The sequence below is a fragment of the Corynebacterium guangdongense genome (genome assembly GCF_030408915.1).
In the GTDB taxonomy this organism is placed as follows: domain Bacteria; phylum Actinomycetota; class Actinomycetes; order Mycobacteriales; family Mycobacteriaceae; genus Corynebacterium; species Corynebacterium guangdongense.
On the sequence record NZ_CP047654.1, the window covers coordinates 1,351,703 to 1,373,892 of the forward strand.

Here is a 22,190-nt window from a genome sequence, read left to right on the forward strand (position 1 = left end):
TCCCCGTGTCGTCGATCGAGAACACCCCGGAACCCACGAAGGCCGTCGCCACCAGTTTCACCGTCGCGCTGGCGAATTTCGAGGGCCCCTTCGATCTGCTGCTACAGCTGATCGGGGCCAGGAAACTGGACGTCACCGAGGTTGCTCTCTCCGCGGTCACGGACGAGTTCATCGCCTACGTCAAGCACCTGGGCGAGGACTCCGACCTGGACGAGATCACCGAGTTCCTCGTCATCGCCGCGACGCTGCTCGACCTCAAGGCGGCCCGACTGCTGCCCCGCGCCGACGTCGACGACGAGAGCGACCTCGAGCTACTGGAATCACGAGACCTGCTCTTCGCCCGGCTGCTGCAGTACAAGGCCTACAAGCAGGTGGCGGACACGTTCGCCGAGTGGCAACGGACCGCGCGCCGCCGCTACCCGCGTGCGGTCAGTCTGGAGCCCCGGTTCGCCGAACTGCTGCCTCCAGTGACACTCGGCCACACGCCGGCGAGTTTCGCGGAGCTGGCGGCGTCCGTCTTCCGCCCGCGGCCGCCGGAGCATGTCGCGATCGACCACATTCACGCGGTGGCGGTGTCGGTGCCGGAACAGGCGGGCAGGATCCTGGAGACGCTGAAATTCATCGGCAGCAACCACTGGCTCAGTTTCGACTCCCTGACCCGGGACTGCACCGCATCCATGGAGGTCGTCGGACGCTTCCTGGCGCTGCTGGAACTCTACAAGGCCAGGGCGGTGGAGACGCGCCAGCCGGAGCCGCTGGGCGCGCTGGAGGTCTCCTGGACCGGGATCGAGGTCGACCCGGCCGTCGTCGCCGCGGCCAACTGGGACTAGCGGTTCGCCCGTGCCGCCCACACCCCACACCCCACACCCCACACCCCACACCCCACACCCCACCGCGACGCCGGCAGCAAGGGCGAAAGCCGAGAGGAAGTAGACGCGCTCGACGGCCGCAGCCAGCGCAACGCCCAGAACGAGGCGGCCCGGCAGCGGCGTTGAGGGCCGGGTGATGAGGGCGACGGCGTCGTCGACAAGCGCGGTCAGCATTCTCGGGCGCAGCAGCAGGTAGCCGACCAGTCCGACGCCCATGAGGACGGTGGCGTCGGCGGGTACGCGACCCCGAGGACGGATATGGCGGCGGCCGGGCTCGAGGACGTCGCCGCCGTGCTGACGAATCTGCAGGCCCGGCATCCGGGGGCGACGCTGCTGGTGGAAGGTGCCGGCGGGCTCCTGGTCCGGCTCGGCAGGGGGTGGACGATCGTGGATCTGGCCCGCCGCCTGGACGCGCCTTTGCTCGTCGTGACCTCGCTGGGACTGGGGAGCCTCAACGCCGCAGACTTGACCGTGACCGTCGCCCGTGACCGGGGCCTGAGGGTACTGGGCCTGACCGGCGTCGAGCTGCTCGCCACCTTGCCCACTGGCGCCGCCGGCCTGGACCGGACGGCGTTTGCGGCGCTGGCGCGCGCCCGCCTCCCGAAGGTGGTGGCGGCGATCCGCGCCGTAGACTGATCGCCATGAGCTCCGACCTGCCCCTGATCAGCCAGCTGCGGGCCCGCATCGAATCCGTGCTCCTCGTCGTCGACACGCCGGTCGACGTCGGGACGCTCGCCCGCACCCTGGGCGCGGCGCCCGCCGAGGTCGCCGAGGTCCTGAGGGCCCTCGCGGCCGAACTCGACGAGCGCGGCTCCGGCATCGACCTGCGGGAGACAGGGGACGGCTGGCGCTTCTACACGCGCCCCGAGAACGCCGGGGCCGTGGAGGCCTTCCTCCTGGACGGCGCCCAGACGAGGCTTTCGAGGGCCGCGCTGGAGACCCTGGCCGTCGTCGCCTACCGCCAACCGGTGACGCGCTCCCAGATCTCGGGCGTGCGCGGCGTCAACGTCGACGGGGTCATGCGCACCCTCCAGCTGCGCGGCCTCGTGCGCGAGGTCGGGGTGGAGGAGACGACCGGGGCACACCGCTACGTCACCACCGAGCTCTTCCTGGAGCTGCTGGGCATCGATTCCCTCGACCGGCTGCCGGACCTGGCCCCGCTGCTGCCCCACGTCGACGACATCCTGGAGGAGTACTAGGCCATCGCCGGGAATGCGGGTTTCCCGCCGGTCTCCGGTAGACTCGCGGACGAAATTTCATACCATCAGATAGGACACGATCACCGTGACCCCACCCGCTCGCCGAGACGGCACACCGGAAAAGAACAGGACCACCGCGCGCGACATCGACGCGACCCTGTCCAACGCGAAGCCGGCGCGTAAGCAGAACATCAACCCCGATGACCACCCGCTGGCTGACGCCTGGTGGGAAACCGGCGCCTCCGGCACGGGCGGCGCCCAAGCGGAGGGGGAGCGCCTGCAGAAGGTGCTCGCCCGCGCCGGCGTCGCCTCGCGTCGCCACGCCGAGAAGATCATCGACGCCGGGCGCGTCGAGGTCAACGGCGAAATCGTCCGCACGCAGGGCCGCCGCGTCAACCCTGCCCGCGACGTCATCCGTGTCGACGGCGTACGCGTCAACGTCAACGAGGACACCCAGTACCTCATCCTCAACAAGCCCCGGGGCGTGCTCTCGACCATGAGCGATGAGATGGGCCGCCCCTGCGTCGGCGACTACGTCTCCGAGCAGATCGCGGCCGGCAACCGACTCTTCCACGTCGGGCGCCTCGACGCCGACACCGAAGGTCTGCTGCTGCTGACCAACGACGGCGAGCTGGCAAACCGCCTGACCCACCCCTCCTACAAGATCAAGAAGACCTACCTGGCCTTCGTCCTCGGCGAGGCGGACCGTGAGCTGGTCCGTGCGCTCAAGGAGGGCGTCGCGCTTGACGACGGCGTCGCCAAGGCGGACTTCGTCCAGATCATCGACAAGCATCAGGGCGAGTCCCTGATCCGGGTGGAGCTGCACGAGGGCCGCAAGCACATCGTGCGCCGCATGCTCAAGGAGGCCGGCTACCCGGTCCAACGCCTGGTCCGCACCAAGATGCACACTGTCCAGCTCGGCGAGCAGAAGCCGGGCAGCCTGCGCTCCCTCAACGATTCCGAGCTGACCTCCCTGTACAAGGCGGTGGGGATGTGACGGTCCTGTCCAACATGCCCGACGGCGGCCTGCTGCTCGCCGTCGACGGCCCCTCCGGCACCGGCAAGTCGACGACCTGCCGCTCCCTGGCCCGCGCCCTTGACGCCAAGTACGTCGACACCGGCGCGATGTACCGCGTCGCCACGCTCGCCGTGCTGCGTGCAGGCGTCGACCCGGCGGACACCCCCGCAGTCATCGAGGCCACCCGCCACCTGCCGCTCGAGGTCAACGACGACCCGGACGCCACCGCGGTCATCTTCGACGGTGAGGACGTCTCGCGCGTGATCCGCGAGGCCGAGGTGACCCGCAACGTCTCCGCGGTCTCCGCGATTCCTGAGGTGCGCGTCAACCTCGTAAACCTGCAGCGGCGCCTGGCCAAGAGCGCCCATCGGGCCATCGTCGAGGGCCGCGACATCGGGACCGTGGTCCTGGCCGACGCCCCCGCGAAGGCCTACCTCACCGCCTCCGCCGAGGTGCGCGCCCGCCGACGCTACGACCAGGACGTCGCCGACGGCCGGGAGGCGGACCTGGAGACCGTCCTGGCCGACGTGCAGCGTCGCGACGAGGCCGATTCCTCCCGCAAGGCCAGCCCACTGCGTCCGGCTGACGACGCAGTCATTATCGACACCTCGGAGCTCACCCGCTCCGAGGTCCAGCAGGCACTGATTGACCTGGTGGAAAGGAGCGCACGATGAGCGAGAACAAGCACAACCCCGAAGAGCAGGAGACGCAGTTCGTCTACCACAAGCTCGGTGGCGGCGAAATGGACGCCGAAGGCGTCTTCGTCGAAGAGGACGTCGAGATCGGTGACTCCCAGTGGGCCGCCGAGGATTTCGAGGCCGAGGACTTCGACTGGGATCTCTCCGACGAGGACTACGACCGACTGGAATCCGCCGCCGAAGGCGAGGGCGAGGACTTCTCCGAGGACGAGTGGGCCGAGGTCGAGCAGGAGCTGGGCATCGTCCGCCCCGACGTCGTGCGCGAGGCCCTGCCGACCGTGGCCATCGTCGGTCGCCCCAACGTGGGCAAGTCCTCGTTGGTCAACCGGTTCATCGGGCGTCGGGAAGCGGTCGTCGAGGACCACCCGGGCGTGACCCGCGACCGCATCAGCTACCTCGCGGACTGGAACGGCCGCCGCTTCTGGGTGCAGGACACCGGTGGCTGGGACCCCAACGTCAAGGGCATCAGCGCCGCCATCGCCCGTCAGGCGGAGAACGCCATGGCTGAGGCGGACGTGATCGTCCTCGTCGTCGACACCCAGGTCGGCGTCACCGAGACCGACGCCATCATGGCCGAGAAACTGCAGCGCGCCGAGCAGCCGGTCATCCTGGTCTCCAACAAGTTCGAGTCGGAGACCCAGTACGGCGACATGGCCGAGTTCTACTCCCTGGGCATCGGCGACCCCTGGCCGGTCTCCGCGCTTCACGGCCGGGGTGGCGCCGACGTGCTCGACGAAATCGTCAAGGCCTTCCCCGAGGTGCCGCGCGCGACCTCGATCACCCAGGGACCGCGCCGCGTGGCGCTGGTGGGCCGACCCAACGTCGGCAAGTCCTCCCTGCTCAACAAGTTCGCCCGGGAGGAGCGCTCCGTCGTCGACAACGTCGCCGGAACCACCGTCGACCCGGTCGACTCCATCATCGAGCTGGAGCAGGCCACCTGGCGCTTCGTCGACACCGCGGGCCTGCGCAAGAAGGTCAAGTCCGCGCAGGGCCACGAGTACTACGCTTCCCTGCGCACCCACAACGCCATCGACGCCGCCGAGGTCTGCGTGCTGCTCATCGACGCCTCCCAGGAGATGAGCGAGCAGGACCAGCGCGTCTTGACCATGATCATCGACGCGGGCAAGGCCCTGGTCGTCGCCTTCAACAAGTGGGACCTCATGACCGAGGACCGCCGCTACTACTTCGACCGCGAGTTCGAGGAGATGTTCGACCGCATCCCGTGGGTCACCAAGATCAACATCTCCGCCGAGACCGGCCGCGCCCTCCAGAAGCTGGAGCCGGCCATGCTCGAAGCCCTCGACAGCTGGGACCGCCGAATCTCCACCGGCCAGCTCAACACCTGGCTGCGTGAGGCGATCGCCGCGAACCCCCCGCCGATGAACAACAACCGCCTCCCGCGCGTGCTCTTCGCGACGCAGGCCTCCACGCGCCCGCCGACCATCGTGCTCTTCACGACCGGGTTCCTCGACGCCGGCTACCGCCGCTACCTGGAGCGCAAGTTCCGCGAGCACTTCGGCTTCCACGGCACTCCGGTGAAGATCGCCGTGCGCGTGCGCGAGCGGCGCCAGCGCAAGCGCTAGACGGAAAACCCCGGGAAAAGGACGCCCCGCGGGCCAGTCTCATGGACTGGCCCGCGGGGCGTGTGGTTTCCGCCGACGGGGCCCGCCGGAGGCGCGAGGGGCAGAGCCCGGGGTCAGGGGCGCTCGCCGGTGGCGCACCAGCGGTAGAAGACCTGCAGGCCGTCGCCGTGGTCCGGGTAGCGGAGCCCGGGACCCTCCCCGAAGGTGAGGACGCATTCACCCGGGATGAGGTCCGGGCTCCGGATGGCGCTGATGAGCTGGACGTCGCAGGATTCATCGCTGCCGTCACGCAGGAATTCGGCGCCGGCGATCATGATCTCATCGTTGGCGCGGAAGCCGCCGTACCGGGCCACCACGTCGAAGTGCATGGTCGCCAGGTCGATGAGATCCTCCGCATTGGGTTCGCCGGTGGTCACCCAGTCCAGGGTGTCGGCGACCAGTTCGTCGATGTCGACGGTGTGCGTGCTTTCAGCCATGTCGACCACCCTACCGCTCCAGGAGGAAGGCGTCGGTCCGGTAGGGGAGGTTGACGGTGGCCCCCTCCGGCAGGCCGGTGTGCTCGTGAAGGTACCAGTCGAGGTTGTCGGTGACCCGCTGACGGATCGAGTCGTCGCTGCGCAGCCAGTAGGAGCGGGTGTGGGTGAGCTCGTGGATCTGCCCGGTGGTCAGTTCGTCATGCCACAGGGTGCGGACCTCGTCGGTGATGCGCCAGGGGGCGGGCACCTCCGGGTAGAAGCCGGGGCGCTGGATGTCGCCGGAGTGCATGATGCGTGCCAGCCGCAGCACCCAGGGATCGCTGGTGTCCAGGGTGTTCCAGGCCAGCACCACGCGCCCGCCCGGACGGAGGATGCGGTCGAACTCGGCGGCGGCGGCCGCGGAGTCGAGCCAGTGCCAGGTCTGGGCGCAGACGACGGCGTCGACCGAGTCCGTGGCCAGGGCGGTGGCCTCGGCGGCGGCGCGCCAGACGGGGACCCCGAGACGTTCACGCAGGACCCGGACCATGTCGGCGGAAGGGTCGAAAGCGAATACCTGCCGTCCAGGGCGCAGGAGGTCCGCGGTGAGTTTGCCGGTGCCGGCACCCACGTCGACGACGACGCGGCAGTCGTCGACAAGCGCAGCGACCTCGGCCGGGTACCCCGGGCGAACGTCGTCGTAGGTGTCGGCGCCGTCAGCGAAGGCGCGCGCGGAGCGAGCGCGGTGGACCTCGCCACGGAAGGTGGGGGCGGCCTTGGTCGAGGCGGGCCGATAGGAGATCGCGGGGTGCGGAGGGGGCGTGATATCGCTCATCAGGGGTGCCATTCTACTTCCGTATAGTGAGACCTCATGAGTCGACTACCCTCCCCGGACGATCCGCGCTGGTTACTCAAGACAGTGTTCTCCCGGTGGCGGTGGACCGGCCCGGCCGCCGTCCTGATGACCGTCGGTTTCCTCATGAACGGACTGACCCCCGTCATCATCGGCCGGGCCATCGACGAAGCGATCGCCCCCGGCGACGGCCAACGCCTGCTCCTGTGGATGGGGGTGCTCGTGGGCACCTTCGGCACCAACATCGTGCTGACCTACTGGGGCCGACGGCTGATGCAGCGCGCGATCCTCGAGGTCGGCCACGACCTGCGTATGGCGGTTACCGACCGCGTCCAGGATCCGAAAGGACTGGGCGGGAACAAGCGCACCGCCGGGGAGCTGCTGTCCATTGCCTCCGCCGACATCCAGCGGGTGGCGGACGCGGTCTTCATGACGGTTTTCCCCTTCGCCGAGGTCGCCTCCATCGTCTACGTCGGCGTCGTGCTGCTGGGCATCCACGTGCCGCTGGGGGTCGCGGTCCTCATCGGTGGACCGACCGTCGTGTGGATAGCGCTGAGGGCGTCGACGCCCCTGCGTACCGCGTCCGGACGCCGGCAGCGCTCCCTGGCCACGGCCTCGGGCATGGCCACCGACGTGGTGCAGGGGCTGCGCATCATCAAGGGGCTGGGCGCCGCCGACACCGTGCGCACTCGCTACGGCCGGCTCTCCGACGAGGCCTACCACCGCACCATCGGCGCCAACGCGGCCCAGGCCAGGCTCAACGCCGTGACCGAGTCGGTCGGCGCGGTCTACGTCATCGCGGTGGCCGTCCTCTCGGGCTTCCTCACCGTGCGGGGGACGATGTCGGTCGGTGAGCTGATCACCGCCATCGGCCTGACGCAGTTCATCATCTTCCCCATGACGATGCTCGGACGAAACTTCGCCAACCGCTGGGCCCCGGCCCAGGCCTCGGGCGAGCGCATCCGGTCCGTCCTCACCGCGCCCGCGCGATTCAGCGAGGAGGCCGAGACCATGCCGCCGACCCCGGCCGGGCTCACGGTCATCACCGCCGAGGCCCCCGACGACGTCGTGCTCTGCTCCCGCGACCGGGTGGTGGTCGCCCCCCACGGGGCGCACCTCTTCGAGGGCACCGTCGCCGAGAACGTGCACCCGGACCCGGCGCGCGCCGGGGCGGCGCTGACGGTGGCCTCCGCCGACGACATCCCCGGCGGGCCGGGGCGCGAGGTCGGGGAGAACGGGCGCAACCTCTCGGGCGGCCAGCGCCAGCGCGTGGCCCTGGCCCGAGCGGTCGCCAGCGACGCGGAGGTGCTCATCCTCCAGGATCCGACCACCGCGGTGGACTCGGTGACCGAGCAGCGCATCGCCCGCCGCGTCGCCGAAGCCCGCGCCGGGAGGCCGACCATCGTCTTCACCGACGCCCCCGCCTGGAAGGCGCAGGCGCAGCGGGTCTGGGACACCGTCCAGGAGGTGGCCCGATGACCGTGCCCGACAAGCAGTCCCTCCGCTTCCCGCTGGCCGACGCCGCGCAGGTCCGCGCCCAGCTGTGGCGCCAGCTCAGACGCTGTCCTGGCGCGGGCCGGCAGAGTCTCGGCGCCCTGCTCCTGCTCGTCATCGGTTCAGCGGCCAACATCACCGTGCCGCTTCAGCTGGGCCGGCTCGTCGACATCGTCATCGCCGACGCCCCGGGCACGACCGCCCGGCTGTGGACGGCGGGCGCCTGGCTCGTCGTGGCCGCGGTGGTGGCGGCGTCCTTCTCCGCGGCGGGCTTCTACCTGGTCTCGCGGGTCAGTGAGCGGGTGATCGCCAACCTGCGTGAGGAGATGATCGGCACGGCGCTGGGCCTGCCCGTGCACCGCGTGGAGGACGCCGGCAGCGGTGATCTGGTCTCGCGCTCGACCGACGACGTGGCGCTGCTGTCCTCGGCGGTGACGGAAACGGTCCCGCTGATCACCAACTCCGCCTTCACCCTGGCGGCGACGGCGGTCGCCCTGGTCGCCCTGGACTGGCAGTTCCTGCTCATCCCGCTGGTGACGATCCCCATCTACGTCGTCTCGGCCCGCAGCTACCTCCGGAACGCGCCGGGCCGCTACGCCCGGGAGCGGGCGGCGGTGGGTGAGCGGGCCCGGCGCGTGCTCGAGGCCATTCACGGGCGCGAGACCGTGCGCGCCTACCGCTGGGAGGAGCGGATGCACGACAGCGTCCAGGCGGCGTCCCGGGACGTCGTCGACAAGGGCTTCCTGGCGCGGCTGACGATGATCACGCTGCAGATCACGATGACTTTCGCGGATTTCGTGCTCGTGGTCCTCGGCCTGGCCGTCGGGTTCGTGACGGTGTCCTCGGGCGATCTCAGCATCGGCGCGGTCACCGCGGCGATGCTCATGCTCATCCGCCTGCACGGACCGGTCGCGTCGATCATGCGCGTGCTCGATTCCATCCAGTCCGGTTACGCCTCGCTGGCGCGCATCGTCGGGGTGACGCTGGATCCGCCCCGCGCGGTGCCCGACGCCGGAGCGCCCGCTCCGCGCGGTCAGGTCGACATGAGGGGCGTCTCCTTCTCCTACGGCGGCGGCTGGGCGGTGCGCGACATCGACCTGGGCATCCGCCCGGGTGAGACCGTCGCCGTCGTCGGCGCCTCCGGAGCGGGCAAGACGACGGTCGCCGCCCTGCTGGCCGGCCTGCGGGTTCCCGACGAGGGGCAGGTGCTTCTCGACGCCGTCCCGGTCACCGAACTCTCCGACGCCGAACGCGCCGACCGTCTGGCCATGGTGTCCCAGGACGTCCACGTCTTCTCGGGCACGCTGCGCGAGGATCTCTCCCTGGCCCGGCCCGGGGCCACCGACGAGGAAATGATCAGCGCCCTGGCCGCGGTCCACGCCGACTGGTTCGAGGACTTCCCGGAGGGGTTGGACACCCAGGTCGGCGGCGGCGGCCTTCAGCTCGAGCCGGTGGAGGCGCAGCAGCTGGCCCTGGCGCGCATCGTCCTGCTCAATCCCCGGGTGGTCGTGATGGACGAGGCCACCGCGGAGGCGGGCTCCGCCGGCGCCGGCGACCTGGAGGCGGCGGCCGAGCACGTCACCCACGGGCGCAGCGCCCTGATCGTGGCGCACCGGCTGGACCAGGCGGCCCGGGCGGACCGGGTCCTCGTCATGGACGAGGGACGGATTGTGGAGTCCGGGCCGCATGAGGAGCTGGTTGCGCGGGGCGGTCTGTATACGGAACTATGGGACGCCTGGAGTATCGGGCGGGGCGATGAGGCCTCGAGCGAGCCAACATCAAAGGGGAGTACGTCGACGTGATGTCACCGTGGGCGAGGGGCGGGTCGGCGCGGCGGCGGGTGGCGCTGTCCGCGGCGGCGACCGCCGTCCTGTTCGGCGTCGTGGGATGCGGCGCGAGCGACTCCGCGGGCGGCACGCCGGAAACGCTGACGACGGTCAGCCACTGGTCGGAGACCAGCAGCGCGGCCACGACGGCGACCTCCTCCCCGGAGGCGGCCACCCCCGCGCCCACCACGACGGCGCCGGAGCACCCGCCCATCGCGGCCGGCGAGTCGGCCAACGTCGAGGTCCGGGTCGGCGAGCGCACCCGCACCTTCATCCTCTCGGTGCCCGAGGGCTACTCGAGCAAGCAGTCCTGGCCCGTCATCTTCGTCTTCCACGGCAAGGGCGAGCGCCCGGAGCACCTGCGCGACTACACCGGCCTGGACAGGGCCACCGCCCTGGTGGTCTACGGCCAGGGCGTCGACGATTCCTGGGCGCCCGCCCCCTACGCGACGACCACGCTCGACGAGGACCTGGACTACGTCCGGGCGACGCTGGACAAGGTGCGGGAGCAGTACCACGTCGACGAGGAGAAGACCTACGCCACCGGGTTTTCCAACGGCGGGGGATTCGCCGCCGCCGTCGGCTGTCACATGACCGGGGAGTTCGAGGCGGTCGCCCCGGTCGGCGCCGCCTACTACAAGGACGTGTTCAAGGGGTGCTCGAAGGAACCGATGCCCTTCTTCACCATCCACGGCACCGCGGACGACGTCATCCACTACGGCGGCGGCAACCGCCACGAGACGGACTACTACAGCGTCGACGAGGTCCTCACCATCATGCAGCAGCGTAACGGCTGCTCCGGCCGGGGCTCCATCACCCCGGAAAACGAGGCCGCCCTCTACGTCTCCTTCGTCGACTGCGACACCCCGCTGGAGTACGTCCGCAACGGCGGCGGTGAGCACCTGTGGCCGGGCACCGGCCGGGACCGGAACGCGAAGATGCCCGACGGCTACGCCACCTACCGGATCCTGGAGTTTTTCGGCGTCAACTGGATCTGGACCCCGGAGACCCGCTGAGCCGTTTCACCCCGACACCGGAGTGAGGTGCCGGTAGAGTGGCGGGCATGGACGACCCCCACCACGATTCCGCAGCTTCCGCCTCCGGTGACGCGACCGGCCGGACGGCCGTCGTCGTCTACAACCCGGTGAAGATCGACGCCCAGCTCCTCGAATCGATGGTCAGGTCGGCCGCCGACGCCCATCAGTGGGGAGAGGTCCGCTTCGTCGAAACCACCGAGGACGACCCCGGCTACGGCCAGGCCCGGGAGGCTGTCGAGGCCGGTGCGTCGATGGTCGTCGCCTGCGGCGGCGACGGGACCGTGCGCTCCGTGGCGGCCGGTGTCCGCGGTTCGGCGGCGGCGCTGGGCATCATCCCCGCCGGGACGGGCAACCTGCTGGTGCGCAACCTCAAGCTGCCCCTGGATCAGCCCCGCGCGGCGGAGGTCGTCTTCGGCGGCCAGGACGACGCCATGGACATCTGCGTCGCGCAGGTCACCCGCCCGGACGGCAGCACCGAGGAGATCGATTTCGTCGTCATGGCCGGCGTCGGCATCGACGCGCAGATGATCCTCAACACCGACGACACGCTCAAGAAGCACATCGGTTTCCTCGCCTACGGCATCGCCATCCTCAAGTCCCTGCGCGGCGGCAACCGCATCAAGATCCTGCACCGCATGGACCAGGGCAGGGAGTACCGCACCAGCGTCCACTCCGTCATCGTCGGCAACTGCGGCGAACTCATGGGCAACATCGCGCTGCTTCCCGACGCCAAGGCGGACGACGGCCTCCTGGACGTGGTCGCCATGCAGCCGAAGGGTATTTTCGGCTGGTTCCAGATTTTCGGCAGGCTCCTGCGGCAGGCGGCCCAGAAGTTCGCCCAGAAGGCGCGCAAGGGACGCCGCCCCGTCACCGGCACGAACCAGGACCTCAAGTCACTGCAGTACGTGACGGGCACGTCCTTCGAGGTGACGCTGAGCGCGCCGGAGGATTTCGAGGTGGACGGCGACGAGGCGGGCCGGGTCACCGCCTTCACGGTCACCGTCGATCACCTGGGCCTGAAGGTGCGCGTCGACAAGCCCGCCCCGCCGGAGCATCCGGGTGAGCCGCGGGAGTCGGCCGACCTCGCCCCGGGGTACGGCGTCGAGCACTCTGACCTCGATGAGCCTGCCGAGTAGCCTGGTCCCCATGAATTTTCCTGCGCTCGAGGGCGTCGGTGGCGTCCTGCTGGTCATCGGCGCCATTGTGGTGGCCGCCGCCGTCACCGGTGTCCTGACGATGGTGCTGGCGGTGGTGATGCGCCGCCTGCTCGGCGTCCCCGTCGGCTGGCCGCGCACCGTCGCCGTCGCGGCGCTGGTGGTTCTCTCGACCGCGGGAATATTCGGGGCCACGCTCTGGGATCTCTCCGTCACGGTGGAGGGGGTCTTCACCGGCGTCAACTTCGGGTCGACTCTGCTCATCCTCGCGATCGCGACGATGTGGATGCTCGCCTTCGGCTCCGCGGCGCTGACGATCCTCGAGATTCTCGCGCCGACCGGTTCCCTGCCGAACCCCCTGCGCGTGGCCGTGGGGATGCGCGGGCGCCGCCACCGCAACCGACGCTACCGGCAGGTGATCTCGATCTTCGCCCGGCACGGCCTGGCGGTGCCGTTCACCCGGTCCCGTGATTCCGCCACCGAGGAGGTCGCCCGCCGATTCCGGCGGGCCCTGGAGGAAGCCGGCACGACCTTCGTCAAGCTGGGCCAGAACCTCTCGACGCGGAGCGACGTCCTGCCGGCTGCCTTCACCCGTGAACTCTCCAAGCTGCAGTCGGACGCGACGCCGGCGCCCTGGCCGGACATCGCGCAGGCGCTCCAGACGGAACTCAAGGACGACCCGCAGCGGCTTTTCGCCTGGATCGACCGCGAGCCCTTGGCGGCGGCGTCCATCGCCCAGATCCACCGGGCGACGCTGCTCGACGGCACCGAGGTCGTACTGAAGATTCAGCGCCCCGGCACCCGTGACGAGGTGATGCGCGACACGGACATCCTCGTCGAAATCTGCGACTGGCTCGACCTCAACACCCCCTGGGGCGCGGACATCGGCATCGCTGACCTGGCCCGCAGCTTCAGCCTTTCGCTTCGCGAGGAGCTCGACTACCGCGTGGAGGCCCGCAACATGGAGGACATGAACCGGGTGCTCGCCGACGGCCCGGTCATCGCCCCCACGGTCTACCCGGAGATCTCCACCCAGCGGCTGCTGGTGATGGATTACTTCGACGGCGTCACCGTGGGGCGGGGCCTCGAGGTGCTCGCCCAGCTGCCCGCCGAGACCCGCGCCCGTCTGGGGGAGGTTCTCATGACCTCGGTCATGCGCCAGGTCATGGAGTCCGGTATCTTCCACGCCGACATCCATCCCGGCAACGTCATCCTTCTCCAGGAACGGCGCGGCTGGCGCCTGGGCCTGCTCGATTTCGGCGTCGTCGGACGGATCGACCGGGGCACCCAACAGAATCTCACCCGAATCTTCGCCGCCATCGACACGGGGGACACCGGCATCCTCTCAGCGTCCGTCCTCGACCTCGTCGGCCGACCGACCGGTTTCGATGAGCAGGACTTCAACCGGCAAGTGGGGCAGATGCTGGCGAAGTACCGTTCGGGCCTCGGCGGTTCGCTGACCGGCCTGGTCACCGAGATCATGTCGGTGGTCGCCGATTTCCGTCTGGCCATCCCCGCCCCGGTCGCCTTCGCGATGCGCAGCCTGGCCGGGACCGAGGGCACCCTCAACCTCATCGACCCGGAGGTCAACATCGTCGAACTGGCCAAGCGTGAGGGCACCGCCACGGTCAAGCGCTGGCTGCGGCCGGGCAACCTGCGCGACAGCGTCGAGGCCACCGTCATCGAGACCATCCCGATGCTGCGCGAGCTGCCCCGCAACGTCAACGCCACGCTCGGCGATCTCCACGCCGGACGCCTGACCATCAACATGCGCTTCTTCAACGACGAGGGTGATCGCTTCTTTATCACCAGGCTCCTCCAGCAGATCACCCTGGCCGTCCTCTCCGGCTTCAGCATCCTCGGCGGCGTCGTGCTGATGACCTTCGGCGAATCCGGCCCCATGGTCACCACCGACATGTCCTTCCTGCAGGCGGTGGGCTTCATCGTCCTGTTCGTCGGCTTCATTCTCGCCCTGCGGGTGGTCACGGCCGTGATCTTCCGCGAGAGCGACCACACGAAAGCGTTCCTACGGCGATGAACGGACCGGCCCTGCTGTGGCTCCGAGACGACCTCCGCGTCCACGACCACGAAGCACTGATCGCCGCCTGCCAGGCGTCGACGACCGTCGTCGCGGTGTGGATCCGGGAGGAGCGCGCCGACGACGAGGACGGGCCCCGGCCACTGGGCGCCGCCGCCCGCTGGTGGGCGCACCGCTCCCTCGAGGCGCTGCGTGGGCGGCTGGCCGAGTTTAACATCCCGCTGGTGTTCGCCCGCGGCCGGGCCGACGACATCATCCCCCGGCTCGCCGGGGACCTCGGGGCCGCTGAGGTGCACTGGCACCGTCGCTACGGGCCCCGCCCGCGCGCCCTCGACGCCCGGGTAAAGGCCATGCTGCGGACCGCCGGCGTCCCCGCACATTCGCACCCGGGATTCACCCTCGTCGAACCCTGGGAAGTGCAGCCCACCACGGGCGCCGACTTCTACCGGGTGTTCACCCCGTTTCACCGGGCCGCGCGGCAGGTGCCCCTCGGCGATCCGGCGGGCCCTCCCGCGCCGCGCCCCGATCTTCCGGTCGTCGAGTTGGGACTGCTGTGCACCCTCGACGAGCTCGGTCTGCTCGACGGCACCGCCCATTCCGCGGGTCCTCACCTCCCTCGGTGGTGGGAGGACACGGTGCAGCGCCACTGGCGACCCGGCTGTGCGGCCGCGGACCAGGCGCTGGCGGAGATCGACCTCGGCGTCGACGGTTACACGACGTCCCGGGATCGGCCGGCTGACCAGGATTCCACGACCAGGCTCAGTCCGCGATTGCGCTTCGGCGAGCTCAGTCCCCGTCAGGTCGTGGCGCGGGTCGTCACGTCTCCCGACCTGTCCGTGGAGGACCGGGAGGCCTTCCTCCGCCAGCTCTACTGGCGGGAGTTCTCCTGGCACCTGGCTTATTGGCTCCCGGGCATCGAGACCGAACCCCTGCGGGCGGAATTCACCGCCTTCGACTGGGAGCCCGACGAGGAAACCGCGGAGGCCTGGCGACGGGGACGCACGGGCATCGCCTACGTCGACGCCGGGATGAGCCAGCTCTGGCAGTCCGGCTGGATGCACAACAGACTCCGCATGGCCACCGCGTCACTTCTGATCAAGAACCTGCTCCAGCCGTGGCAGACCGGTGAGCAGTGGTTCTGGGACACACTCGTCGACGCCGACGAGGCCAACAACCCGGTCTCCTGGCAGTGGGTGGCAGGCAGCGGCGCCGACGCCGCCCCGTATTTCCGCATCTTCAACCCGGAGCGGCAGGCTGAGCGCTTCGACCCGGACGGGGCCTACGTCCGCCGGTGGCTGCCTCCCCACTGGGTGGATGAAGCGCTCGTGGACCTGAAGAAGTCCCGACAGGAGGCGCTGGCGCGCTACCAGCTGATGCGCGCACGGGCCGCCCACCTGGGCCAGGCTTCCGGGGACGACAGGTAGCCTGGGGTCCATGAGTGCCCGTGACACAGACCGCTGTTCCGACGTCGTCGTGGAACCCCTGCCGGGTTCCGCCAAGCAGGAATCGCTGTATGTCGTGCTCGAACACCCCGGCGGCTGGAGCCACGACATCCTCGACGGCGACACTTTCGGCGAGGAGCTGACCGCTCGCCTCAAGGCTTTTCTGAAACGGAACGGCGCGGGGCTGCAACTGGCCCGCCACCCCGGACGTGACGGCCACCGGATCACCCGGCCGCGACTCTTCCTCGTCTGGGCGGAGCTCGGCGTCACCGAGATGATGGTCGTCGACGGTCCGGGAGACATTGTCCGCCTCGACCTCAGCGGGCCGGGACGCAACGCCGGGTTCGGGGCGCAGGAGATCGACCAGCCGCTGATTCTCGTCTGCACGCACGGTAAGCGAGACGTCTGCTGTGCGATCAAGGGCCGACCGTTGGCCGCCACGCTCGCGGACGCCGCCCTCGACGTCAGTCCCATCCCCATCGTTTGGGAGACCTCGCACACCAAGGGACACCGCTTCGCGCCCTCGATTCTTTTGCTCCCCTGGGGCTACAGCTACGGCCGGCTCAACGAGGAGGCCGGCCTGGCGATGCTCAACGCCGTGCGCTCCGGATTCTACTTCTGGCCCGGCAACCGCGGCCGAGGTCTCTACGGCCCCCGCGGCCAGGTGGCGGAGTTGGAAATCGCTCGGCTGCTGCTGGCGGAGGGGGAGCGGCTGCGCTTCGGCGAACTGCAGGCCGAGGACGAGGTCGTCACGCACAGTGACGGCAGGCGGTGGCGCGTGGAGCTCGCGGAGCAGGAGGTCCACGGCCTGGTGGCCTCATGCGGAAAGCCACCCAAGGACGGGAGAGTCTGGGTGGCTTCGTCGGTGGCGGAACTGGATTAGCGGTTCGCCTTCGGGCGGATGAGGGAGCCGCCGAGGATGAGCAGGGGCCCGATGACCAGACAGGCCAGGCCGGCCCAGGTGGCGATGGTGCCGATCAGGCCCCAGCCGTAGACGTTGAGCAGCGTACCGACGAGCATGTTGCCGTTGAACATCGTGTCGAAGCGCAGGGCCTTCAGACCCGCGGCTTCCCGGGCCGTCTCGTAGTCGGAGGTGGGGTCGGCGATTTCCTTGGCGGTCAGAGCCGCGACCTCCTCCTCGGAGGCCTTCGGATGGTCCGCGGCGATCTCGGCGGTCAGAGCCGCCTCGACCTCACCGTAGGCGGCGCCGATACCGGAGTAGGTGGCCTGCTCCGCAGGGAGGCCGGCGGCCGCGCCCGCAGCGGCCATGTGGTCCTGGATGTAGCCGGCGTAGGCCTTGGCGTGGTTTCCGTCGGCCATCTGGAGGTCGGCGTAAGGGCGCAGTTCGTCAGCGGTCTGCTGATCGATGCGCTGGGAGGCGAGCTGGGAGTCGATGGCCTGCTCGCTCGGCATGGTGATGTTCTGGCGTGCCATTTCTTCGGCGATGAAGCTGTCGGCGAAGCGCCCGCCCCAGAGGGCACCGACGCCGACGACGAGGACGATGGCGCCGACGATTAGTGCGAGGGTGCGGTACACGGTGGCCGCGGTGGACGAGCCGGCCGTGGCCAGCGGGGTGGAGGGGGACTGGCGAACCGGTGCGGCGGATTTGGTGATGGTCATACTTTAAAGTTAAGGAGCAAAAACCATGCAATGCAACATTTGTGACGCATCTCTCTTGGGGAGGATTTTAGCAGTACAAGCGGTATATTTACTGAATATCGATAAACCTGCAGGTGGGCAACGGCACCCTAAGCGGTGTCCGATTGGTTTTGGATCCCCGTCCGGTGGGTGCCCGGCCCGCGGGCGGCGACGCGCATCGGCAATGTCAGGGCCGAGCGCGCCGGGCATTTCCCTGACCTGGATTCCCGAACGGGTACCCTGTGCTTTCGCTGGAAGTTTGTTGTGGAATCATCTTGTGTGTCGTATCGATCGAACACAAGGCGATTATTCATGACCTTCGACACCTTCATGCAGTACGCGGAGCCGGCCTTCGTCGAGGAGATCGTGCGCATCGCGGTCTGGGCCAGCGCCGGCCTGCTCAGTTCTCTGTCCGCCGCCGGGTCCGCGGCCCCGCTGCTCGAGGCCGTGCTTCAGTCCGCCGTCGTCAATTAGGCGGGCTCACCGCCCGGACAACTGCGGGGTCGGTCACCTGTGGCGACACCCGTGGACCCGGTCGGGAGGGGGTGGGCGCCCGGCGGGAATGACCCGGCGGGCGCCCACCCCCTCATCTTTGGGCAGGGCCTTCATCCCGGAAAATAAAAAGAGGCCATGGAAACCAGTGGTTCCCATGACCTGTAATTGGTCGGGCTAACAGGATTTGAACCTGCGACCCCTACACCCCCAGTGTAGTGCGCTACCAAGCTGCGCCATAGCCCGTCCGTTGCCCCTGAGGTGCAACTTCTTCAGGTTACAACAACGTTATTCCCGAGGGCGAATCCGCAGGCCACACGGGGGCACACGCTAGGAAACCTCTCCGGTGCCGTAGCGCCAGGCCCCGTCGGAGCCGCGCTGAAAAGTGGAGCGCTCGCGCTGGGATCCCACCGCCCCGCCCTTGTAGAACGCTTCGAACTCGACGACGCCGATGTCGTCGAGCGGGCCGCCGGCCACGATGTCGAGAATGTCGAGCCGGTAGAAGCGAATGGGGGAATCCGTCAGGTCGAGCTCGGCCGGGCGGGTCAGCGGGTCCCAGGTCCGGAGCAGGTAGCCCTCGTCAGCGGTGACGAAAGCGGTGAAGCGGGACCGCATGAGCGCCTCGGCGGTGGGGGCGTTCTCGCCGGCATGGTAGCGCCCGCAGCACTGCCCGTAAGTCAGGCCGGTGCCGCAGGGGCAGCGGGAATCGGAGTCGAGGGCGCTCATCAGCGCACGTCCATGATGTCGGCGTTGCCCGCCAGTCGCTGGATCGGGTTGGACCTGGCGGCGGCCAGCAGCTCGGCACGGTCGGCGTCGGAGATCTCTCCGTCGATGGTGATGCGGCGCTCGAAGGTGGTTCCGTGGACGTGGGCGACGCGCACGCGGACGTCGTCGAGCTCGAGCCGCTTCCGCGCGGCCAGGCCCTGGATCTCTTCGCTGGTGGCGGCGGCGACCGCCATCATGAACAGGTCCATCGGGGAGTGACCCTGGCCCTTGCCGCCCTCCTTGCGGGGCCGGTCCGTCGGAATGCGACCGTAGGCGGAACGGGCGTCGGTGCCGAATTTCTTGCCGCGGGCGCTGTGGGTGACGATCAGGCCCGGCTCGATCTCGTTGGGCACGTACTCCGCGACGAGGTACTGCTCGACCCAGTGGCCGATGATGTCGGCGGCACGCACCGCGCTGCCCTGCCGGGTGACCAGGTGGTCCGCCCTGTCCAGCGCCACCAGGGACTTGGGGTAGCGGGTGATCTTGAAGATCGTCTGCGCATTGTCGATGCCCACCGTCTGGTCGATCGGCGAGTGGACGAGCATCAGCGGCTTGCGGATCTGCGGCAGGTAAATCTCCGGGTTGGTCTCCGCCAGGTCCTCGAGAAACCCCCGCGAAATGGTCAGTTCCTGGCCACCGAGGACGACCGGGACGGAACCGTTCTCGTCGGCCTCGCCGATCTTGTCCGCGTAGTGCAGGACGGAGTGCGCCGGATCGAAGGGCGCACCGATGGTGGCGATGGCCCGGACGTTGCGCAGCGCCGGGTCGGAGCCGGCCTTGAGCACCGCCGCACCCCCGAGGGAGTGCCCAACCAGCAGCTGTGGGGCGGAGTAGTTTTCCTCCAGGAAGCGGTAGGCCGCCTTGACGTCTTCGACGTTCTGACTGAAGGAGGTGTCCGCGAACTCGCCCTCGGACTGGCCGAGGCCGGGGAAGTCGAATCGCAGCGTGGCGATGCCGTACTCGGTCAGGCGCTTGGACACCCGGGAGGCGCCCGGGGTGTGGCGGGAGCCGGCGAAACAGTGCGCAAAAATGGCGAAGGCGACCGGGGGAGTCGACGGGAAGTCGATGGTCGCTGCCATCTGTAGGCCGGTCGAGGACGGGACCTTCAGGTTCACTGATTGCACGGGGCGAGCTCCTTTGGGCGGGCGGGAGGATGCGAGGAAATGCATCCTCCAGGATAGGTCCACAATAGGACAGGTTGGGGCGCGGCTCCCGTGCGCCGCTCAACTACAGTCGATGGGACAGCAAGAACCCGCGCCGATGACGGAGCGGGGCGTATCCCCGGTGGGAAGGACGATAGTGGGAGCATTCGACTGGTTCTGGAAGGCCATGGGCGCCCAGGGCGACCGTAACGACAAGCGCTCGAGGGGGCTCGTCGACGACGCCGAGGCGCGCGCCGAGGAGCTTTCCGGGCTTGACGACGCCACCCTCGCCACCCTCGCGCGGCAGACCGTCGACGACGGCGCGATCACCGACAAGGCCACCTTCCTGGGGATCCTTTCCGTCGCCTCGACCCGGACGCTCGGAATGAGGCCCTTCACCGTGCAGCTCCAGGCCGTGCTGCGCCTGCTCGAAGGCGACGTCATCCAGATGGCGACCGGCGAAGGCAAGACCCTCGTCGGCGCGATGGCCGCCACCGGATTCGCGCTGACCGGTCGTCGCGTGCACGTCATCACGGTCAACGATTACCTCGCCGGCCGGGACGCCGAGTGGATGGCCCCGCTGGTGGAGTTCTTCGGGCTGGGCGTCGGCTCGATCACCGAAGACAAATCCGCCGACCAGCGACGCGAGGTCTACCGCCGGGACATCGTCTACGGCCCGGTCAACGAAATCGGCTTCGACCACCTGCGCGACAACCAGATCACCCACCGCGACCAGGCCGTCCAGGCGCCGGCCGAGGTGGCGCTGGTCGACGAGGCCGACAGCGTGCTCGTCGACGAGGCCCTCGTCCCGCTGGTGCTCGCCGGATCCGAACCGGGCATGCGCGCGACCGGTCAGATCACCGCCGTGGTCGCGCACCTGGAGGAGGACACCCACTACACGGTCGACGACGATCGCCGGAACGTCTTCCTCACCGACGAGGGCGCCCACGCCGTCGAGGAGGCCCTCGGACTGGACTCCCTCTACAGCGACGACAACATCGCCACAGTCCTGGTGCGCGTCAACCTCGCGCTGCACGCCCGGGCACTGCTGATCCGCGACGTCCACTACCTCGTGGACGAGGGCAGGGTACAGCTCATCGACGCTTCCCGAGGCCGCGTCGCCGACCTCCAGCGCTGGCCGGACGGACTGCAGGCCGCGGTGGAGGCCAAGGAGGGGCTCGCGGTCTCGGACGGGGGACGCATCCTCGACCAGATCACCCTGCAGGCGCTGATGCGCCGCTACCCGATGCTATGCGGCATGACCGGCACCGCGGTCGAGGCCACCGACCAGCTCAGCCAGTTCTACGGGCTGGGCGTGTCAGTCATCGAGCGCAACAACCCGCTGGCCCGCTTCGACGAGGAGGACCGCGTCTACGCCACGATGAAGGAGAAGAACGCCGCCCTGATCCGGGAGATCGTGCTCATCCACGAGACCGGGCAGCCGGTGCTCGTCGGTACCCATGACGTGGCCGAATCCGAGGACCTGGCGGCGGCGCTGCAGGAGCGCGGCATCGAGGTCAACGTGCTCAACGCCAAGAACGACGCGGAGGAGGCCCGGATCGTCGCCGAGGCCGGTGACGTCGGGCGGGTGACCGTCTCCACCCAGATGGCCGGCCGCGGCACCGACATCCGCCTCGGCGGCGCGGACGAGAGGGATCGTGCCGAGGTGGCCGAACTCGGCGGCCTCGCGGTCATCGGCACCGCCCGTCACCGCACCTCCCGCCTGGACAACCAGCTCCGTGGCCGCGCCGGGCGTCAGGGCGATCCCGGACTGTCGCTCTTCTTCGTCTCCCTGGAGGACGACGTCGTCGCCTCCGGCGGCGCCGGCGAGGAAATCTCCGCCCGACCGGACGCGGACGGGCGCATCGATTCCCGGCGCATCCGCGACTTCGTCGCCCACTGCCAGCGCGTCACCGAGGGGCAGCTGCTCGAGATTCACTCCCAGACCTGGAAGTACGGTCAGCTGCTCGCCGACCAGCGCGTCATCATCGACGAGCGCCGCGCCGACCTGCTCGACACCGACAAGGCCTGGCGGGAGCTGGCGCGGCGGGCGCCGGAGCGGGCGGGTGAGCTGGCGGACCTGGACCCGGCCGTGCGTGAGCAGGCCGCCCGCGAGATCATGCTCTTCCACCTTGACCACGAGTGGTCCGAGCACCTGGGGCTGATGGATGACGTGCGGGAGTCCATCCATCTGCGTGCCATCGCCCGGGAGACGCCCATCGACGAGTTCCACCGGATCGCCGTGCGTGAGTTCAAGGAGCTCGCGCAGCGCGCCGTGGACAAGGCGGTCGAGACCTTCACCCGGGTCACCATCGACGCCGAGGGCGTGCACCTGACGGAGCAGGATCTGGCCCGCCCGTCCGCCACGTGGACCTACATGGTCTCCGACAATCCCTTGTCCGGCTCCGGCAACTCGGTGATCTCCGGCATCGGAAATATCTTCCGGTGATCACCTTCGGATGTCCGGATTCATCCCCTGCACGGGGGAGA

The 22,190-nt window shown here is 69.3% G+C and carries 19 protein-coding genes, 1 tRNA gene and 1 pseudogene; 15 read left to right on the forward strand and 6 right to left on the reverse strand.

Annotated elements, in window-relative coordinates; genetic code table 11:
- The first annotated feature begins 5 nt into the window (after positions 1–5).
- The 6 genes and pseudogenes from CGUA_RS06400 to der all read left to right on the forward strand — a co-directional run bounded on the left by CGUA_RS06400 (position 6) and on the right by der (position 5,367).
- A complete protein-coding gene (locus tag CGUA_RS06400) occupies positions 6–830 on the forward strand; it encodes a segregation and condensation protein A (RefSeq protein ID WP_374725029.1) in 825 nt (274 codons plus the stop codon).
- A gap of 237 nt (positions 831–1,067) precedes the next feature.
- A pseudogene (gene bioD, locus CGUA_RS06405) lies at positions 1,068–1,505 on the forward strand (ATP-dependent dethiobiotin synthetase BioD); the annotation flags it as partial.
- Between the two features lie 5 nt (positions 1,506–1,510).
- Positions 1,511–2,068, forward strand: coding sequence for an SMC-Scp complex subunit ScpB (scpB, locus tag CGUA_RS06410; RefSeq protein ID WP_290198238.1), 558 nt, complete (start codon positions 1,511–1,513; stop codon positions 2,066–2,068).
- Positions 2,069–2,153: 85 nt separating this feature from the next.
- Positions 2,154–3,065, forward strand: coding sequence for a pseudouridine synthase (locus CGUA_RS06415; RefSeq protein WP_290198239.1), 912 nt, complete (start codon positions 2,154–2,156; stop codon positions 3,063–3,065).
- 14 nt (positions 3,066–3,079) lie between these two features.
- On the forward strand, positions 3,080–3,760 hold the full coding sequence (cmk, locus tag CGUA_RS06420) for a (d)CMP kinase (protein WP_290198333.1): 681 nt from the start codon (positions 3,080–3,082) through the stop codon (positions 3,758–3,760).
- A complete protein-coding gene (der, locus tag CGUA_RS06425; protein ID WP_290198240.1) occupies positions 3,757–5,367 on the forward strand; it encodes a ribosome biogenesis GTPase Der in 1,611 nt (536 codons plus the stop codon). The genes cmk and der overlap by 4 nt, the downstream gene beginning before the upstream one ends.
- Before the next feature lie 113 nt (positions 5,368–5,480).
- Here the strand turns inward: der and CGUA_RS06430 are convergent, their stop codons facing one another.
- Together CGUA_RS06430 and CGUA_RS06435 are read right to left on the reverse strand one after the other, a co-directional pair.
- Positions 5,481–5,843 (reverse strand): hypothetical protein, encoded by a 363-nt coding sequence (locus CGUA_RS06430; RefSeq protein WP_290198241.1) that lies wholly within the window; start codon positions 5,841–5,843, stop codon positions 5,481–5,483.
- Between the two features lie 10 nt (positions 5,844–5,853).
- The gene (locus CGUA_RS06435) at positions 5,854–6,654 is read right to left on the reverse strand and encodes a class I SAM-dependent methyltransferase (RefSeq protein WP_290198242.1); all 801 of its coding nucleotides are present in this window, start codon (positions 6,652–6,654) and stop codon (positions 5,854–5,856) included.
- Positions 6,655–6,690: 36 nt separating this feature from the next.
- On the opposite strand from CGUA_RS06435, the gene CGUA_RS06440 reads away from it, so the two are divergent.
- From CGUA_RS06440 to CGUA_RS06470, 7 genes are read left to right on the forward strand one after another with little or no spacing between them, the layout of a single operon-like run.
- Positions 6,691–8,151, forward strand: a complete 1,461-nt coding sequence (locus CGUA_RS06440; protein ID WP_290198243.1) for an ABC transporter transmembrane domain-containing protein — start codon at positions 6,691–6,693, stop codon at positions 8,149–8,151.
- Positions 8,148–9,968: an ABC transporter ATP-binding protein gene (locus CGUA_RS06445; RefSeq protein WP_290198244.1), complete on the forward strand. Its 1,821-nt coding sequence runs from the start codon at positions 8,148–8,150 to the stop codon at positions 9,966–9,968. The genes CGUA_RS06440 and CGUA_RS06445 overlap by 4 nt, the downstream gene beginning before the upstream one ends.
- Positions 9,965–11,008, forward strand: a complete 1,044-nt coding sequence (locus CGUA_RS06450; RefSeq protein ID WP_290198245.1) for a CE1 family esterase — start codon at positions 9,965–9,967, stop codon at positions 11,006–11,008. The genes CGUA_RS06445 and CGUA_RS06450 overlap by 4 nt, the downstream gene beginning before the upstream one ends.
- 47 nt (positions 11,009–11,055) lie before the next feature.
- Positions 11,056–12,165, forward strand: coding sequence for a diacylglycerol/lipid kinase family protein (locus tag CGUA_RS06455; RefSeq protein WP_290198246.1), 1,110 nt, complete (start codon positions 11,056–11,058; stop codon positions 12,163–12,165).
- A 10-nt stretch (positions 12,166–12,175) separates the two neighbouring features.
- The gene (locus CGUA_RS06460; RefSeq protein ID WP_290198247.1) at positions 12,176–14,221 is read left to right on the forward strand and encodes an ABC1 kinase family protein; all 2,046 of its coding nucleotides are present in this window, start codon (positions 12,176–12,178) and stop codon (positions 14,219–14,221) included.
- Positions 14,218–15,645, forward strand: a complete 1,428-nt coding sequence (locus tag CGUA_RS06465) for a cryptochrome/photolyase family protein (RefSeq protein WP_290198248.1) — start codon at positions 14,218–14,220, stop codon at positions 15,643–15,645. Before CGUA_RS06460 ends, CGUA_RS06465 begins: the two co-directional genes overlap by 4 nt.
- A gap of 10 nt (positions 15,646–15,655) precedes the next feature.
- On the forward strand, positions 15,656–16,546 hold the full coding sequence (locus CGUA_RS06470; RefSeq protein WP_290198249.1) for a sucrase ferredoxin: 891 nt from the start codon (positions 15,656–15,658) through the stop codon (positions 16,544–16,546).
- On the opposite strand, the gene CGUA_RS06475 is transcribed toward CGUA_RS06470, so the two are convergent.
- Complete coding sequence (locus CGUA_RS06475; protein WP_290198250.1) at positions 16,543–17,283, reverse strand: hypothetical protein; 741 nt, start codon at positions 17,281–17,283, stop codon at positions 16,543–16,545. The two genes, CGUA_RS06470 and CGUA_RS06475, sit on opposite strands and share 4 nt — an antisense overlap.
- Before the next feature lie 330 nt (positions 17,284–17,613).
- Between CGUA_RS06475 and CGUA_RS06480 the strand changes: the two genes are divergently transcribed.
- Positions 17,614–17,775: a hypothetical protein gene (locus tag CGUA_RS06480; protein WP_290198251.1), complete on the forward strand. Its 162-nt coding sequence runs from the start codon at positions 17,614–17,616 to the stop codon at positions 17,773–17,775.
- A gap of 187 nt (positions 17,776–17,962) precedes the next feature.
- On the opposite strand, the gene CGUA_RS06485 is transcribed toward CGUA_RS06480, so the two are convergent.
- The 3 genes from CGUA_RS06485 to CGUA_RS06495 form a co-directional block, all read right to left on the reverse strand.
- A tRNA-Pro gene (locus CGUA_RS06485) sits at positions 17,963–18,039 on the reverse strand.
- An 84-nt stretch (positions 18,040–18,123) separates the two neighbouring features.
- Positions 18,124–18,519 carry a YchJ family protein gene (locus CGUA_RS06490; protein WP_290198252.1) on the reverse strand — a complete coding sequence of 132 codons (396 nt, stop codon included), beginning with the start codon at positions 18,517–18,519 and terminating at the stop codon, positions 18,124–18,126.
- Positions 18,519–19,682: a bifunctional alpha/beta hydrolase/OsmC family protein gene (locus tag CGUA_RS06495; protein WP_290198253.1), complete on the reverse strand. Its 1,164-nt coding sequence runs from the start codon at positions 19,680–19,682 to the stop codon at positions 18,519–18,521. Before CGUA_RS06495 ends, CGUA_RS06490 begins: the two co-directional genes overlap by 1 nt.
- A gap of 175 nt (positions 19,683–19,857) precedes the next feature.
- Between CGUA_RS06495 and secA2 the strand changes: the two genes are divergently transcribed.
- Positions 19,858–22,149, forward strand: coding sequence for an accessory Sec system translocase SecA2 (secA2, locus tag CGUA_RS06500; RefSeq protein ID WP_290198254.1), 2,292 nt, complete (start codon positions 19,858–19,860; stop codon positions 22,147–22,149).
- Positions 22,150–22,190 lie beyond the last annotated feature (41 nt).